The sequence below is a fragment of the Methanofastidiosum sp. genome (assembly GCA_020854815.1).
Classification (GTDB): Archaea; Methanobacteriota_B; Thermococci; order Methanofastidiosales; family Methanofastidiosaceae; genus Methanofastidiosum.
In genome coordinates this window covers 1-3,038 of sequence record JAHKLW010000070.1, presented here as the reverse complement: position 1 = coordinate 3,038, position 3,038 = coordinate 1, and the positions used below count along the sequence as shown (strand labels likewise).

Annotated in this window: 5 protein-coding genes and 1 tRNA gene; 3 read left to right on the top strand and 3 right to left on the bottom strand. The window is 35.5% G+C overall.

Annotated elements, in window-relative coordinates; genetic code table 11:
- The 3 genes from KO464_08930 to KO464_08920 form a co-directional block, all read left to right on the top strand.
- Positions 1–203 (top strand): hypothetical protein (locus KO464_08930; GenBank protein MCC7573496.1); only part of this gene is annotated, 203 nt, incomplete at its 5' end.
- A 166-nt stretch (positions 204–369) separates the two neighbouring features.
- Positions 370–1,599 (top strand): DEAD/DEAH box helicase, encoded by a 1,230-nt coding sequence (locus KO464_08925; protein MCC7573495.1) that lies wholly within the window; start codon positions 370–372, stop codon positions 1,597–1,599.
- Between the two features lie 65 nt (positions 1,600–1,664).
- Positions 1,665–2,351, top strand: a complete 687-nt coding sequence (locus KO464_08920) for a methyltransferase domain-containing protein (protein ID MCC7573494.1) — start codon at positions 1,665–1,667, stop codon at positions 2,349–2,351.
- Here KO464_08920 and KO464_08915 read toward each other — a convergent pair.
- The 3 genes from KO464_08915 to KO464_08905 all read right to left on the bottom strand — a co-directional run.
- Complete coding sequence (locus tag KO464_08915; GenBank protein MCC7573493.1) at positions 2,344–2,622, bottom strand: DUF504 domain-containing protein; 279 nt, start codon at positions 2,620–2,622, stop codon at positions 2,344–2,346. The genes KO464_08920 and KO464_08915 overlap by 8 nt on opposite strands.
- Positions 2,623–2,688: 66 nt before the next feature.
- Positions 2,689–2,760 (bottom strand) — tRNA-Ala (locus KO464_08910).
- 68 nt (positions 2,761–2,828) lie between these two features.
- Positions 2,829–3,038, bottom strand: a 210-nt coding sequence (locus KO464_08905; GenBank protein MCC7573492.1) for a hypothetical protein, incomplete at its 5' end; no start/stop codon positions are given.

Genomic DNA, 3,038 nt, shown 5'->3' with positions numbered 1-3,038 from the left:
TAAAGGTCATGGGATTACCCCAAGGAGTAAATTTAACCTTAACACCCGATACTCAAAAGATCAAAGCACACAATCTAGGAACTTATCAAGCGACATTTGAAGTTGGACCTAACGTTCCTTCTGGCACATACAAGGTTACGATGATGGCATATTCTAACAATGGCGTATTCGACACAATACAGATTGACCTCATAGTACCTTAAATTATTCTTTATTTTTTATAATTCTTAATTTTTCATATCAGAAACACTTATAAAGAGATTTTAGTCCCTTAGGTACAAGAGCATTACTATTTTTGAGAGGGCACTTGCTCAATTTTGAACATTTCGCTTTTTCTAGGGCAATGCTGAATTTATAAGAGGTAAATAAATGAATTTTGAAAACTTAGGCTTAAGTAATCAGCTACTCATAGCCATAAAAAAACTAGGATTTAACACTCCTACAGAGATACAGATAAAGTCAATACCAGACATAATGGCAGGTAAAGACATAATTGGAGAATCAGCAACAGGCTCAGGTAAAACACTGGCCTTTGGATGCGGTATAGTTGAGCAAGTAAATCCAAAAGGAGGAGTGCAGGCATTGGTCCTGACCCCAACTAGAGAACTTGCAGAACAGGTAAAGGATTCCATGAAGGAAATTTCAAGTCAGAAAAATCTAAAGATTATTTCTGTCTATGGTGGAGTTTCAATTAGTCAGCAGATTAGGGATATCCCAAAAGCTGAAGTAGTAATAGCTACACCGGGCAGATTAATGGATCACCTCCAAAGAGGAACAATTAATCTCTCAAAAGTCAAAATCTTAGTCTTAGACGAAGCAGATAGAATGCTTGACATGGGATTTTTAGAAGATGTTGAGAAAATCATAAGAGAATGTCCAACTGACAGGCAGACATTATTTTTCTCTGCAACCATTTCAAGGGAAATTACAAGATTGGCCAACAGGTATATGATTAAGCCAATCAGTGTAACAGCAGAAAGAATGGTAGATCCAGAAAAACTTAAACAGGTCTACTATGATATACCAAGAAACATGAAATTGTCACTTCTCGTACATCTATTACAAACTGAAAATTCAGAACTTGCAATGATCTTCTGCAACACGAGAAACACGACAGATTATGTTGTAAAAAACCTTAGGGCAAATAACATAAAAGCCATAGCAATCCACGGAGGATTAACGCAAAATAAGCGTACAAAAAACATTAAGCAATTCAACGATTCTAAATCTGCTGTTTTAGTATGCACAGATGTTGCAGCAAGAGGACTTCACATCGACAACGTTTCCCACATCTATAACTACGACATTTCAAACGATTCTAACGACTATGTCCATAGGATTGGGAGAACAGCAAGGGCTGGAGAATCCGGGAAGGTAATAAACCTATTGACAGACAGAGATTACAATAACTTTACAAAAATTCTGGATACATATCCTTCATTTACAATTGAAAGTGTAGAAAGACCATACTTGAAAAAGATTATGGCAATCACAGCAGATAATGAAAGATATTCCCAAGATCCAAGAAGATATTCCAACAACAACAGAAGACAATCAAGCAGAAGGAATAACTCAAGAAGTTACCACAGAGGAAACTAAATATTTTTTTCTTTTATTCTTTTTTTAAACATTAACTTAATTAATATGAAGCTTTAATATTAATCATGAAAGGTGTAAAAAAGCACTTTGAAGAAGAAGCTTCTGAATTCGATAGTATTATCCTAAAATTAGTTCCAAATTATAATCAAATGATTGAGGCATTAGTTTCCGCAATACCTTTCAAGGATACCGAAACAATAAATATAATCGATCTTGGATGTGGTACTGGATACGTTTCAATGAACATTAAGGAAAGGTTTCCTAACTCAAAGCTCACATGTCTTGATTTCGCTGAGAATATGATAACTCAAGCAAAGGTCAGAATGAAAAAATATAAGGATGTCACTTTCTACCTAAAAGACATTACAAAATTTGATTTTGATAAAAAGTATCACGCTATTATATCTTCTTTAGCACTGCACCATTTAGAAACAAAAAAAGACAAAATAAATTTCTATAGTAAAATATTTGATGCTCTTGAGATGGGAGGGGTATTCTACAATGCAGATATTATTTTAGGCTCAAATAAGACTCTTCACGAGCTATACATATCGAAATGGAAAGAATTCATGTCTAAGAGTCTACCCGGGGAAGAAATAGAGGATACATGGATGGCCAAACACCACAAAGAAGATCGGCCTGAAATACTTTTGGACCAGATTTCTTGGCTAAAGGATATTGGATTTAAAGACATTGACATCGTGTGGAAGTACTACAACTTTGCAGTGTACGGCGGGGCTAAACCTAAATAAAAAGATCCTTGGGGATTGAAATAAGGAGCCCTTCGACATCCTTTCTAAAGAGAGTTTCCCCATTTTTATTAAAGATCAGTTTTATCCTGTGGAATGGAATGGTAGTTGTTTCAAAGTGTATCCCTCCACTATCAAAATTTGAGATGTCACTGCACCGGATATATCTTAAAGTTGGCCGTTTCTCGACCCAGTGGAGATATCCTAACCCATAATCGCTTGGGTCTTCCCCGCCGTAGAATATTTTTGATAATAGATTCTTTGATTGATTCACACAGTTATTTTCTTTTTGGTATATTAAAATTTAATTGGAAAAGAATGAATGATAAAAAAAATCAAGTGGACTGGGTGGGATTTGAACCCACGGCCTCTCCCATGCCAAGGGAGTGCGCTTCCACTGCGCTACCAGCCCTAAAGTTTATCATTATAGTTTAATTTATAAAATTAATGGAGTGGAATTATTACCAAAATAATTCATTATTAGTCCCTATTTAGTTCTCGCCCCATCTTTATGAGCTTCAAAACCTTGTAGACATTTTCCTCAGATGGAGAAACGATAAAGTCATCTGAAGCCACAACACGGTCAAGGCCTAAAATTTCTATAGCCTTTCTTATCTCTAAGGCATTTGGAGATCCATCGTTAGAGATTTTTGACCAGTAGCTCTCAAGATCAAATATATTCAAAATCTT